This window comes from Pseudomonas sp. AP19 (genome assembly GCF_001728855.1).
Lineage (GTDB): Bacteria > Pseudomonadota > Gammaproteobacteria > Pseudomonadales > Pseudomonadaceae > Aquipseudomonas > Aquipseudomonas fluorescens.
Window position 1 is genome coordinate 1 of record NZ_LXJP01000092.1, and the last position, 12,472, is coordinate 12,472.

General features: G+C 54.6%; 10 protein-coding genes. All 10 read left to right on the top strand.

The genetic code is table 11. The features are described 5' to 3' along the window. Positions 1 to 1,572: hypothetical protein (locus A7D21_RS32560; protein WP_256556937.1), on the top strand; the 1,572-nt coding region annotated here is incomplete at its 5' end. Then, entirely contained in the window at positions 1,569 to 3,524 is a 1,956-nt protein-coding gene (locus A7D21_RS32565; protein WP_069553708.1) for a DEAD/DEAH box helicase, read from the top strand. The genes A7D21_RS32560 and A7D21_RS32565, both read left to right, overlap by 4 nt. A gap of 130 nt (positions 3,525 to 3,654) precedes the next feature. Continuing rightward, the gene (locus A7D21_RS36430; protein WP_256556938.1) at positions 3,655 to 3,780 is read left to right on the top strand and encodes a hypothetical protein; all 126 of its coding nucleotides are present in this window, start codon (positions 3,655 to 3,657) and stop codon (positions 3,778 to 3,780) included. Positions 3,781 to 4,053: 273 nt separating this feature from the next. Next, positions 4,054 to 4,791 (top strand): hypothetical protein, encoded by a 738-nt coding sequence (locus A7D21_RS32570; RefSeq protein WP_069553709.1) that lies wholly within the window; start codon positions 4,054 to 4,056, stop codon positions 4,789 to 4,791. A gap of 134 nt (positions 4,792 to 4,925) precedes the next feature. Further along, positions 4,926 to 6,065, top strand: a complete 1,140-nt coding sequence (locus A7D21_RS32575) for a TcpQ domain-containing protein (protein WP_069553710.1) — start codon at positions 4,926 to 4,928, stop codon at positions 6,063 to 6,065. Continuing rightward, positions 6,065 to 7,873, top strand: a complete 1,809-nt coding sequence (locus A7D21_RS32580; protein WP_069553711.1) for a PilN family type IVB pilus formation outer membrane protein — start codon at positions 6,065 to 6,067, stop codon at positions 7,871 to 7,873. The genes A7D21_RS32575 and A7D21_RS32580 overlap by 1 nt, the downstream gene beginning before the upstream one ends. Before the next feature lie 3 nt (positions 7,874 to 7,876). Further along, the gene (gene pilO2 / locus A7D21_RS32585; RefSeq protein ID WP_069553712.1) at positions 7,877 to 9,208 is read left to right on the top strand and encodes a type 4b pilus protein PilO2; all 1,332 of its coding nucleotides are present in this window, start codon (positions 7,877 to 7,879) and stop codon (positions 9,206 to 9,208) included. Beyond that, positions 9,198 to 9,767: a type IV pilus biogenesis protein PilP gene (gene pilP / locus A7D21_RS32590; protein ID WP_069553713.1), complete on the top strand. Its 570-nt coding sequence runs from the start codon at positions 9,198 to 9,200 to the stop codon at positions 9,765 to 9,767. The genes pilO2 and pilP overlap by 11 nt, the downstream gene beginning before the upstream one ends. A gap of 11 nt (positions 9,768 to 9,778) precedes the next feature. Continuing rightward, entirely contained in the window at positions 9,779 to 11,338 is a 1,560-nt protein-coding gene (locus A7D21_RS32595; protein WP_069553714.1) for a GspE/PulE family protein, read from the top strand. Beyond that, on the top strand, positions 11,328 to 12,470 hold the full coding sequence (locus A7D21_RS32600) for a type II secretion system F family protein (protein WP_069553715.1): 1,143 nt from the start codon (positions 11,328 to 11,330) through the stop codon (positions 12,468 to 12,470). Before A7D21_RS32595 ends, A7D21_RS32600 begins: the two co-directional genes overlap by 11 nt. The last annotated feature ends 2 nt before the right edge of the window (positions 12,471 to 12,472 follow it).

The window sequence follows — 12,472 nt, forward strand, 5'->3', positions numbered from 1 at the left end:
AAAAAAAAGCCGTCCGTCCAGGTAGCCCAGCAGCTGCTGCTGAGATTTAAGGGGCGTTGGTTTGCTGATGTGCTTCTGACGTCGTTTTGCAAGTCTGCACGAGCGGCAGCAGTTGCGCTCGCGGTTGAGGATCTGGGTAGTTTTATTCGCAAAGGCTCGGATGCGTCGGTAAGCAACAATCGTTACTTCAACCCGCGCACGCAGTTTTACTTGAAACAGATCGGCAGCACGCTGAAGCAGTATTGCCAGTGCCTGGACCAGGAACTTCTATTCGCTATTCGTTCAGCGCAGTGCCCTTCCCCAAAGCTCTATAACTGGCTGGCTCAAGGGGACCGCGTACGTCGACTACAAGCCCTCAAGGTTCAACCGGTGCTAATCCCTCTCTTAGTTTTGGCCAACCAATGGCCTTGGCCATGGGACGAAGAGCAAAAGATTTTCCTGGAAAGCCCATGGGATGAACTTCAAGAGTTTCGACCTATCTTGCGCGACGACGACTACTGCGTGGAATCCAGGGAATGCCTAGTGGGCCGTATCACGGACGCTGGCCTCCCCCTGAACGACATCTTGGCATGGCTCTTACAAGCTCCAAGAACATCAGTTCGGTACTTGGGCCAACAACGCGTTTTTGATACCAGCAGCGCATTGACGCGAATAAGCCGTGAAGGTCCGGATACTCCGTGGCATCGATTGCTGCTTGGAGCAGCAATGGTCAACCGCCGCCCTTCGACTAAGACGCACTGGAAAACCTTTTTTGCATTGCTGGATAAGATTCCCTATCAACTTTTGGAGCAGACAAAAGACTGGAGCAGGTTGTTCTCAGGATGTCCGACAGAGTGGTCCAACCCTGATTGGCTTCAAATTGCTGATAGGCTGCAAGATCTGAATGATGTTTTTAATAGCGTTGATGAAAGCGACGGACCCGACGCCCGTGACGCACTGCAAAAACTCAAAAGCTTCATAGGTACTGCTACCTATCACCAGATCGCCAACTTAGTGGATGGCTTTCACCTGGCACTGATAGACATACGTGAAGCTCTTGATGCCGCAGATCCCCAAACAAAAGCGGACTCTTCAACGCCCTGGAGGACGCTGCTTAATTCGAACGACACACTTCTCGTAAGCCCGAATGGGCTGCAAATTGTCGAGCTGAAATGCCCAGCGGACCTTGATGCAGAACATCGAGCGCTAGGCCATTGCATTGATGGTTACGACTACAGCGCTTATCGAGGCAACTGCCGTCTTTTTTCAGTACGCGAAAACGGACAATCATTGGCCTCTGCCGAAATCCAAATGGATGAGAGTGCCTGGGGCAAGACACCGGCAAAATTGACTTCTAAACACTTGGTCACGATACAGCTGAGAGGGCTCCGCAATCGCACACCTAGGTCGGGCTCAAGGGTTGACCGGGCTTACCAATGGTTTTGGGCAAAGATCAAATCAGGTGAGCTCGAGGTCAACCTGGAATGGCCCGACCACACACTATCCATGCCCCGCTATACAAATCGAAACCGGAAAAAGCTGCACGCTCAAGCGTGCACAGAATGGATCAACCAGCGTTTGAGTAAAACATGAGCCGTCCGCGCCTTTTGAATAGTCGGCCCCATCTGGTCGAGAAGGTTATTTTCGACGGTTATGACTTCGGGATTCTGCTGCAGTACGTCGAGGGGGCCAACCGCCTGTTTCTTGAGCGTGATGGGTTCTACATACGCCGTGCGGAGCATCCTCAACATCGCTACTGGCGAATGCCCAAGGGTAAATTGCTGGATGACCTGGATCTGCTCTTCCACCGTCTGATGGAGTTGACGGAAGGCCGTTTCAACGAGAGCTGGCAGACCTTCTCTGCAAAGCTTGCAGCAGCACAACAATCACCAGACCGGCAAGCATTCACCTGGGGTCTAACGTTTCGAATTGCTCCACTGGCCCAGGGCGGCATTCTGCTGTCGGGCGACTATCACCCTGGAGCCGTCGCGGTATCTCGACGTATGCACGGCGTGTTCCTTGGCCAGTCGAAGTCTTGGCGCATTGATTCGACCGCCGAACTGGTGCGTTCCAACCTCATTCTTGAGTTGGGGCTTTCTGAAGATCAGTTTGAGATCCTGGACACCGTGCAGGAGCTGCTGACCGACGGATCCATTGTTCCGGCCGATGAAGTCACCCGCATCAGCCTCGGAGGTCCGCCGCAAGAGCGCGCAGCCCCAATCGGAAATGAAGAGGTCTCAACAGACGTTTACCTTGCCGCTGTGCCATCCATCGAGCGGACCGAGTTCACTAGCGAGCAAATCGACCAGGCGTTGACGGGGCATTCATTGCTGGACCATCAACCGGCAGGCATCCGGCATCTGCTGCAACGGACTAGCGCTTTACTTGCAGATGATATGGGCCTTGGGAAAACGCGCCAGGCCATCATCGCTGCCGCAATTCGAGCGGGAGACAGCCCCATCCTCGTCATCACCTTGTCGACTCTGATCATCAACTGGCAACGTGAAATCCAGATGGTGTATCCCGAAGCCAGAATAGGCCAGCAGGTCTTCGATCCCTCGTTGCAGTGGACCATCATTAACTACGAGCGCTTGGGCGACTATGTCCTGCAGGCCGGCCATTTTGAAGTGATGATCATCGATGAGGCTCACCGCCTGAAAGAGCCCACCGCAGCGTGGACACGCCATGGCTTCGACATTGCCGCCAAGGTGCCCAATCGCTATTTGTTGACTGGTACACCTGTCCTGAATCGAGAGTCAGAACTTCACACGCTATTGCGGCTTTCCGGCCATCCCGTTGGGAAGCTGTCACTCAAAGAGTTCTGCGAACAGTTCGCCGGCAGCCCAGAGTTTCGCAAGAACCTTCGAGAGGCGATTGGCGACTGGATGCTTAGGCGCCGCAAAGACGTGCTCACGGAGCTCAAGGGTAAGCAACGGCAGACTTTGCCGGTAGAGCTGTCAGTCGAGGAGCGTCGTGAATACGACCGGACACGCCTTGAAGACAGACCAAGTCTTGCCAGGCTAGGCTCACTGCGCCAGTTGCTGGAGCAGGTGAAAGTTCGGGTCGTCATGGAGCTGCTGTGCGAACTGGATATGGAAGACAAAGTCATCCTGTTCTGTGAGTTCAAGGACACCGTCAGCACGCTGCGTGCTGAGTGCGAACAAGCCGGATACGGCTGCGTTACCGTGGTAGGCAGTGACTCCCTGGGCAAACGCCAAAAAGCGATCGACCGTTTTCAAAGCGATCCCGACACCAGAGTGTTCGCAGCGACCACCTCTGCCGCTGGTACCGGAAATAATCTAACTGCTGCCAATTATGTGATGTTCCTGGGGCTGCCCTGGACGCCAGGACTACAGGATCAGGCTGAGGATAGAGCCTACCGGAATGGGCAGCTACGCATGGTTGTGGTGAAGATTCCGCTGGTGGAGAACACCATTGATCAGATGCTCTGGCAAATGCTACTGGATAAACGACAACTCGCGAGTGACCTCATTGAACCTGATGCTGCTGCCAATGCTCGGTCCGAGCTGTCCGCAAGCTTGTGACCTGCCTCCGATGGAAAATCCCAATTACTCGAATTATTCAATTCAGGCTGAACGGGCATCGCTAAGCAATCGGCATTGCCGTCGTCAAATCCATTGCTGTTTTCAGAAGTCCTAGGAGTAGGGAGGCGCCATGAAAAAAATCACCATCGCAGTATCCATATTGGCACCGTTGTTGCTCTCGGGTTGTGCATTCCACGCGCAGAACTATGAGAAAAAACAGGCTTTCCGCTATCGCTCCCGCGATTCAGGCAGCTGACTTTGCGGCTCAGTTCTACGGGGTCAAATCCGAAGCGGTGAGCGTTCTGTTGTTCGCTCAATCTCCCACACTGGTTAAGGCGCAAACTCGCTCGCCTGACGGGAGATTTTGTCACCTCGACATGGTGCCAGCATCCGCTGATGCCGGGGGGCCTGGTAGTTGGCTGCTACGCTCAATTCAGTGCGACGTACCAGACGTAGCCAGTTCACGTTAAATATTCACGAGGCCCCCACAGTGCCCAGCCCAACAAACTCCCAAGATGATGCCCTCTTAATGAACCTAAATTTTGAGTTCGTGCGCAGACTGGTCGATCAACCCCCAGCATGGGCCGAGAAAACGCTTTTGAAATGGGATGATGCTTTTCCACAGGAACAAAAGGACTTTTTATCGTTGCATTACTGGATCGAGTCAGGCTCGGTTAATGTTCACCGCGTCGTCGGGACCAACCATTGGGACTATCAGGGTATGACGTGGCTGAGCGTATTAATGAGTGGCAAGCGTATGAAAAACAACCTTCAAGACTTGATGGACGATCCCCGCTATTACCTGCAATCCGTCATCCGGCAACCGTCTATCTACTACAACACTGTCGACGGGCTTAATTTTTACATTGGCGCAGATGGCAATCACCGCACGTGCCTGGCGAAGTTTTTCCTTGGCGAACAGGAAAAGTCCCAGCTTCACAACGTGACGATAAACCACTACCAGGTTGATACCGCTTTTTTTCGGTGTTACCAGCAGCTCAAACTGATTGTGCAGACAATGGCTCTGAAGGTTGATCTTAATCCAGAAATCAGTTCGGTCGGGCGCGAAGACACAGCGGGCTGGAAAATGGATCGCTACCAAACGCATCTGATCTGGAAGGACTTTCAAAGCGGTAGAGTTCTAAAACTCAAGCATGCCGATGCCGAGCAAAAGTTACTCGACTTGTATCTTGAAATGAATGCAACGCCCGCATGGGTATCACTGCTGAAAAAGCTTTTGCCGTGGAGCCGCGCTTCCAGCAAGTGATGGCTGCTCAACCACTTCATCCATACATCAGGACCGTAAGTTAATTTCTGGCAGCCCCAGTTTTCTATTTCCTACTGCGTCGCCAATCACTGGCTGTCACTGTGCCTCCATCATCAAAGGGGGCCTTTCGGCACATGATCAGGCACTTCACCACACTCTCCCTACTCGCGCTCGTCGCCAGTTGCGCAACCCACACGCCACAGACGCCTAAGCCGGCGTTTGATAGCAGCCGTAACCCGGACATGTTGACGCCGGACCTCTACCCCAGCGGCGCCGTGCCTGAAAAGGAACCGGTCGTACGCTATGGGCGTTACACCCTGGTCAGTACCTTGCCTGACTCGGGTCAGCGTGACCTGATGGCTCAGATCATTGACATCAGCATTCCTGCCAACATGCACCCCAATGTGCGCGATGCCATGCAATACGTCGTGGACCGTTCCGGCTACACGCTCTGCTCGCCCGACACCGGCCACGTCAACATCCTTTACACGCGACCACTCCCAGCGGCCCAGTACAAGCTTGGACCCATGACACTGCGTAACACGCTGCAAGTACTCGCAGGCCCGGCCTGGCAGGTGAAGGTGGACGAAGTGAATCGCCAGGTGTGTTACGTACTGCGTCCTGGTTACCAGCTCCCGGAATCATCGCGCACTGCTCCAATGCAAGTGGCAGCTACCCCCGCACCTTCCACGCCATTGGCTTCAGCGACTCCGAAAAACACTACCAGCGGCGGAACGCCCAGCAACGTTGTGGTCGCCGCCGTGCCCTCACCGGCGCCGATAAAAACCGCAACTGCAGCACCTGCAGCTGCAACACCAGTATCTACCCCAGCAGTGCCCGCCAAGGATGGCTCTATTACGACCTCTTCCGGGAAAACCACATCGAGCCCGGCAGTCACCTCGCCGCTTAACGCTTCCACCACTCAGCCTGCAAGCATTGGGAAGTCTGGAAACGTTGCCCCAAGTACCTCAGTCGCGCCAAAGCCTGCTCTCGCGGTGGTAACCGCTCCAAAGCCGCTGGCCCAGATATGGACGGCGACCACTGGCTCAACACTTCGGCAAACCGTGGAAGCCTGGGCAGCAAGGGCTAAGTGGACGCTTATCTGGAAGGTCGACGACTTAGATTACCCGATTGATGCACCGCTTCGATTCGAAGGCAGCTTTGAGGATGCTATCAAAGAGATCTTTCCGCTGTACGACTCAGCCCCTCGGTCATTCGTCGTGGACGGCAGCCCAGCACAGTTGGTGCTTTATATCGCAGAGAGGAAAAAATGATGACTGTACGCCTCTGGATTCGAGGCACAGCCTCATTAATGGTCATGGCTCTGATCAGCTCCTGCTCACTGCAGCGCGTGAATGAGTCGGCCAGCCGTGCCGAAAACGACGCAGCGACCGCCTCCCAATACAGCCGCTTCTTGCGAAATCAGCAACAAGACCCGGCACGCGAAACCGTCGTTTTCAGTGACAAGCCATGGGTCTCAAAACAACCCATGGTCGCCAAGCGCGGTTTGCCGCTGGCCATGGACTGCGAAATTACTTATCGCCCTTCTTACAACGTTGGGATCGCAGAGGTCGCGAACTACATCACGAGCGAGTGTGGCGTTCCGGTCATCGTGGCTCCAGATGCGATCGATCCAAGCGTCTTATCCGTTCGCAATCAAGGTAACGCAGGATCTAATTCGCCTCCGGTTATGGCCTCGCCGGATAATCTGTCCAGTTTCATGCCAGCCGGTGTCATCGGCAACATGCCGAGCAACGCCCGATCTTCGGGTATGGATGGGCTCTTTGCGCCTCGTACATTCCCAATTAAGTACAGCGGCAAGCTTTCTGGTTTGTTGAATCAGGTGACCGCTCAACAGGGTCTAGCATGGAATTATTTATCCGATGATCGCAGCGTGCACGTCACCTACTTCGATACCAAAACGTTCGATGTCTGGGCCTTTGGTGATGATCAGGTCATTGAAAGCACTGTGAAATCCGGTTTGCTGACATCCACGGGCAGCGGCAGCTCAGGAGGGGGTGGCGGATCTTCATCATCAGGCGCTTCGGGCGAGTCTGGCAGTAACCAGAGCACCACCGTCTCAATTAAGACATCTCTGATCGGGGATATCGAAAAAAACGTCCAGGCGATGCTAAGCCAGCAGCCGCAGGGTCGTATGTTCCTTTCTCGGTCCACTGGAACCTTAACGGTAAGCGATCGCCCAGAGGTTCTTTCCAACGTTTCGAAGTACTTGACCTCCCTCAACCGCAGCATCACCCGCCAGGTGCTGTTCAATGTCAAAGTCTTTGAAGTGACACTAACCGACAAGGATCAAACAGGCCTAGATTGGTCTGCGGTTTACACTAATCTGAGCAGCAAGTGGGGCTTTTCCCTAAAAAATGCCACCACTGGAATTACCACTAATGCGGTCTCCAGCTCGTTCAATGTTTTAGATACCTCCAAGTCACCTTGGGCTGGCTCGAATCTGATCATTAAAGCGCTATCTGAACAGTATCGCGTTTCAAACATCCGTTCGCCCTCGATCACAACTTTGAATTTACAGCCTGCACCTATCCAAGTCGGTAACGTGCAAAGCTATATTGCCTCAAGCTCTACTACCACAACGGCCTCGGTCGGATCTTCCACATCGCTGACTCCCGCAACGATCACCAGCGGGTTCAACATGATGTTGCTTCCTCGCATTATCGACCAGGACAACCTGCTGCTAATGGTCACTTTGAGCATGAGCAGCAAACCCACCTTCACTCCCTTCACCAGCAACGGCTCCAGCGTTCAGACAGTCGATTACGACACCAGGAACCTGTCTCCCAAAGTCAAATTGCGCAGCGGCCAAACGTTGGTTCTGACCGGCTTTGAGGAGAACAGCGAAAACGCGACCAAATCCGGTGTCGGTGATCCTGGATTCTTCGGCCTGGGCGGTAGTCGCATCCGCAGCACGGATCACAACGTGCTGGTCGTGCTGATTACCCCTGTTGTTGATAGCGACACTGGAAGCCCTAGCGCCCTGAGTTTTCCTGCCGCCAATGATCCGTGGGGCTCTTGCCCCAGCCCTTTGCTGCGTTGCAGCGCATTCAAGGGTTAAGTCATGGTCGCGGAAATCGTAAAAAGCACACGCTCTGCACGGGTCCAGGTCCTGCAGCACAGAGGAAAATCGTTCGTCACAGGCCTACGCTGGCATCCATTGGGCAGCGTCACCGGCCACATGAGGGAAGCACGGCAGTACGGCCGTGAACACCAGTTAGATATCGTTGCCATTCGCAGAACACCGGCCATCATCCAGGCGGGTTTCGTTGCGCGCAGTGACGCAGTCACCAAAGGCATGTACTCGCTCGCAGCGACCCTGGCAGGCCAGTTGGGGGACTCGTGGATTGCGGCCTGGAGAACGGACGCTGACCTTGACCAATACGCCCTTGTCGCGGTGTTTCAAGGAGGGGTGATCTCTGGGTGCGACATGATCGGTACAGGTGCCGAGGTTCGCCGCAGGGTTGTTCAGCAACGCAGTCGCGGCATCGACTTCGACCAAGAGTACCTGCCCACAGAGTTTGAAATGGGTGGTCAACCACTGGACGTGGAAGAGCTACTGCAACCCTCGCACCTGAAACGCGAATACCGGCTTCGACCACTTGTATTTGGGCTGTCCAAAGCAGAGTTGGTGCAACTGGTGATTGTTGGTGCGCTGATCGCTGCCGGCATCATCGGGTGGCTTCAATGGCAGAGTCATCAGGACCGGATAGCCAAAGAAGCAGCTTTCCAGGCTGAACAACTTCGCCTGGCAGAATTAGCCAGGCTGCAGCAAGAGTCTGGCGTGGAGCAATTGCCCCAGGCTCTGGAGCACCCTTGGGCCAAACGCCCTTCGGTCACAGACTTCATTGAGGGATGCAGCAGCGGCATTTATCAGTCGCCCCTATCCATTGAAGGTTGGTTGTTCACAAGTGCCGTCTGCGATGGTGCAAAGGTCTTGTCATCTTACAAACGCACGGGCAATAGCACGGCCGACGAACTGATACAGGCAACTCAGGGCCACTATGCTGATCGGCCGGTCTTCTTTGACGACGGTAATTCGGCAACGTTGAAACTCGACATTTCCTTACCAGCAGCCGGTGATGAACCGCTAAAAGAAGCCATCGTCATGCTGGCGAATTTGTCTTCCTGGCTGCACAGCTTCGGCCAAAGCCCCGTTTTAAAAGAGGTGCCGGTCGTAGTGCCCATCCAGCCGGCATTACCTGGTCAGCCTGCTCCACCCCCCCCACCTCCTCCTCAATGGAAGCAATTCGAGCTGCGCTACACCACAGGTATTACACCAATCGACTCTTTATCCGGCGCTCCAAGTCAGGGGCTTCGTCTTTCAGAAATCAAAGCTGATTACAAAGCTGACCATCTTGAATGGTCAGTTATAGGTGACCTTTATGCGAAGTAAAATTCATCAGTTTTTCTGCCTGGTTATTGCTGCCGGATCCTCTATTGGCTGGGCAGCGGAAAACAGTGTCTCCGGTGTCAACGTAGGTGAGCTGGCCATCGTTCAAAGTCAGACGATCCTCCTCAAAGCGCAGGCGGAAAGGGCTCAGGCTGAGCGGTCAATCAATGGCGATGACAACCATTCAACCGCTCAGTCTCCAGCCTCATTCTCCCCTCAAGGCCTCCTCCCATCCCCTATTACCGCCACACGCGCCACTGATACCCAGCAACAACTGCCGGTCGTCAAAGCCATATTTGGCTCCGCAAGGCGGCTTCGTGCCACGTTGCTCTACAGCAGCGGATTTGAAGTGGACGCAGACGCCTCGACCCGGGAACTCCCAGGAGGCTACCGCGTGGCAAACCTCACCGTGGACAGCGTGACACTCGAGCGTGATGGCAAGCGCTTTCCCCTCGGATTTTCCAATGTTCCACCAGGAAGCACTTCCAGCACCAACAACCCGGTCTCCAGCAGTATCCCGTCAGCCACCACGCTGCCCGGGTTTATCCAAGGACAGCGGTGAGGTTCGAACCAATGACGACTTTGACTGAAATACAAACTGAAGCGGAAGCAGTTCTCGATGAGGCCGCTGCCGCGCTGCTGAATTCGCATCAGCAATTGCTCACTGCGCCTGGCGGATCGTTCGAGCTGAAACCGGAGTTACGTCAGCTGTGCGCATTGACCAGCGATGGAATTCTGTATGTGTCCGCCCAGCACCAAACGGATGCCTATGTCATGGCATTCGAGGATGAGTTGGAACACAAGAATCATCAGTTTGAAGTCAAGATCTGCCCGATGAGCACGATCAAGGCGCTCTACCAGGCGAATGATGACGCCAATGGAAGAGCCCTCTCGACAACCGAGACCAAACGCCAGGCGCAGGTGGTTCAGCTGCTGGGCAAGGCCCATCGGGATAATGCTAGCGATGTTCACTTTGTGGTGGGTCACGACATCACCAGGATCTTCTTTCGCATCCACGGGCTGTTGTGGGAGGCAGAGCAGCATCAAAGTCAGGTGGGCCTTGAGCTCTGCTCATCCCTCTACAACAGCATGTGTGATGTTGCGAAAGACCACTACCAGCCACAAGTCAGCCAGGACGCACGTATAAAACGATCCTACGTGGATCAGCTTGGTCTGTTCGGTGCCCGGGTTGCCACCAGGCCGCTCGTAGAGGGTCCTTTGATGGTTCTACGTCTGCTGTATGACGACAAAACCAAAATGACCCTTGAGGCTCTCGGTTTCCTCCCTGAGCAAATTGAGGCGTTCAGCCGTATCCGCAGCTTTCCTTATGGCGTGAACTTGGTCACCGGCCCCACAGGATCCGGCAAATCCAAGACTCAGCAGGTCAACCTGAACCTGCTCTATGAAGAGTGTGGTGGCACAAAACACATTTTGACCATGGAGGATCCACCCGAATATCCAATTATGGCCAACCAGTCCCCTTTGGGCTCAGGAGAAACCTGGAGCGACGGCATCACCAACACGATGCGACTCGATCCGGACGTCCTGATGTATGGGGAAATCAGAGACCTGGCCTCGGCCCAAGCGGCTTTCCGTGGTGGGATGACCGGGCACCTGGTGTCCTCCACATTGCACACAAATAACTCAGTGGCAGGGCTTCAGCGGCTAATCGACATGGGTGTAGACCGCTACCTCGTGACAGATCCCGCACTGATGACCAGCATCGTCAATCAGTCCTTGCTTCCCGTGCTATGCCCTCACTGCCGTGTACCTGCCGCTGCTCACCTGGACCAGCTCAACGGTGCATTGGTGCAACGTCTGCGCGGCCTGGACGCGGTCGACCTGACCTACCTTAAAGGTTCTGGATGCCCACACTGCAAAGGTTTGGGCGTCATTGATCGTACGGTAGCCGCTGAGGCGCTCATCACCGACAACAATTTCATGCACGTTTTCAATACAAAAGGGGCCAGTGCAGCACGTCGATACTGGGTGAAGGAAATGGGCGGTATCACCAAAACTGCCCACACAATCCTCAAGCTCAAACAAGGTTTGGTAGATCCACGTCACGCCGAAATGATGGTGGGACCGTTGGACTTTGACCGGCAAACCCTGGAGCTCGCCCATGCTGAGTGAAGTCAAAGCGGTGCTGAACCGCTGGGCAGAAACCTTCTACGCCAAACAGTTCGGCAAGAACGAGCGAATCCAGTTCTATGAAAGCCTTATGGGCATTCATGGGGATGGCGTTTCGCTTGAAGATGCCCTGAATACTGTTGCGCGAGCATTCAGTGATAACGGCCAAAAACGGCATCCCGTCTCGATTGCCTGTCGTGAAATCGCGCAATCGGTCAAAGGAGGCAAGTCGTTCAGCGTGTCATGCGAAGGCTGGGTGCCTTATGACGAAAACTCTTTGATCGCTTCCGGGGAAGAGACCGGCAACCTGGTGCAGGCATTTAGAGATTGCGTGAGGATTATTGAAGTACGCCAGAGGATCGGCAAGCTGGTGGCCTCAGCCACAGTTTACCCTTCGGTGGTGTGGAGCGTTATGGCAGCGCTGCTGTATGTGATCGCCGCGTGGATGGTGCCTTCAATGACAAAGCGCTCCAATCCCGATGCCTGGACAGGTGTGCCGGCGTTTCTTTACGCGCTATCGAATTTCGTGACCCACTACGGACTGGTGACCCTGATCGCAGTCGTCATCTTCATCCTCGTATCGACCTTCACCCTGCCGGTATTTTGCGGGCTTCAGATCACGGCCGCCAGCCCGTCATGGAAGCTACAGTTGAATAAATTGCTCCAGGTCCTGAGAGTCCGAGCAGAGCGCCTTCCCCCTTGGTCGGTCTACAAGGCGCTTCACGGTTCCATCTTTTTGCTCAACATGGCCGTGATGTTGCGCTCAGGCATCAACCAGCTCGACGCATTGAAGTCGCTGCAGCGCAACGCATCTCCATGGCTCAAGGAACGGTTGAGCGCCATTCATTACGGTGTCAGTGCCGGCAAAAACTTCGGTACCGCCTTGAAACTTGCTGGCCATGAATTTCCAGACCCCATGGCCATGCATTTTCTTGAAGTGCTCGCCACCCGCAAAGGCTTCGCCGAATCGATGGAAAGGTTTTCCAACCGCTGGCTGGAGCAAACGCTCCAGCGTGTCGAGGCCATCGCGAAGTCGCTTATTGGGGTGTCCTCGATGGCCATGGGAATCATGATGATTCTGGTGGTGATCGGCATCTTCCAGTTGGCCGGCAATGTGACTGAAACCCTTAAATAAGG

Coding starts and splice junctions, on each gene's coding strand:
- A7D21_RS32565 (WP_069553708.1), top strand. CDS start 1,569: ATGAGCCGTCCGCGCCTTTTGAATAGTCGGCCCCATCTGGTCGAGAAG.
- A7D21_RS36430 (WP_256556938.1), top strand. CDS start 3,655: ATGAAAAAAATCACCATCGCAGTATCCATATTGGCACCGTTGTTGCTC.
- A7D21_RS32570 (WP_069553709.1), top strand. CDS start 4,054: ATGAACCTAAATTTTGAGTTCGTGCGCAGACTGGTCGATCAACCCCCA.
- A7D21_RS32575 (WP_069553710.1), top strand. CDS start 4,926: ATGATCAGGCACTTCACCACACTCTCCCTACTCGCGCTCGTCGCCAGT.
- A7D21_RS32580 (WP_069553711.1), top strand. CDS start 6,065: ATGACTGTACGCCTCTGGATTCGAGGCACAGCCTCATTAATGGTCATG.
- pilO2 (WP_069553712.1), top strand. CDS start 7,877: ATGGTCGCGGAAATCGTAAAAAGCACACGCTCTGCACGGGTCCAGGTC.
- pilP (WP_069553713.1), top strand. CDS start 9,198: ATGCGAAGTAAAATTCATCAGTTTTTCTGCCTGGTTATTGCTGCCGGA.
- A7D21_RS32595 (WP_069553714.1), top strand. CDS start 9,779: ATGACGACTTTGACTGAAATACAAACTGAAGCGGAAGCAGTTCTCGAT.
- A7D21_RS32600 (WP_069553715.1), top strand. CDS start 11,328: ATGCTGAGTGAAGTCAAAGCGGTGCTGAACCGCTGGGCAGAAACCTTC.